This is a genomic window from Paenibacillus cucumis (ex Kampfer et al. 2016) (assembly GCF_019748695.1).
GTDB classification, from domain to species: Bacteria; Bacillota; Bacilli; order Paenibacillales; family Paenibacillaceae; genus Paenibacillus; species Paenibacillus polysaccharolyticus.
Window position 1 is genome coordinate 1 of the sequence record NZ_JACLIC010000077.1, and the last position, 454, is coordinate 454.

1 protein-coding gene is annotated in these 454 nt (G+C 54.8%); it reads left to right on the forward strand.

Going from position 1 to position 454, the window contains the following annotated elements:
• Positions 1-54: 54 nt before the first annotated feature.
• Positions 55-454 (forward strand): phosphopantetheine-binding protein (locus H7T88_RS28505; protein WP_221791741.1); only part of this gene is annotated, 400 nt, incomplete at its 3' end.

A 454-nucleotide genomic window follows, 5' to 3' on the forward strand; every position in this document is an offset into this window, starting at 1 on the left:
GTACGGAGGCACTTGCGCGTGAAATTGCCAGACTTCATGGTACCGAGCCAGGTGATGAGATTGCAGGAGCTACCCCGGACATCCAGTGGCAAGATTGATCGTAGCGCACTTCCGATCCCGCAGCGGGAGGCCATTCACTCCGAAGAGCTCCCCTACAACCAAGTGGAGGCTGCCATTGCGGAAATTTGGAAGGAAGCCCTGTCCATGGAACGGATCGGGCGCGGTGAAAACTTTTTTGAACTGGGGGGGAACTCCTTAAAAGTAATCACGATGTTAGGGAAGATTAATCAAACGTTTGGGGTAGAGATGGCCATTCGGCAATTTTTTGGGTCCCCGACCATTCAGGAGACCGCGGCGGCAGTTCAGGCCGCCGGTGGTGGAAGTGGGGATTATGAAGAAATCCCGTTGTCTGAGCCGCGGGAAACGTATCCCCTCACTTCTTCGCAGCAACGGA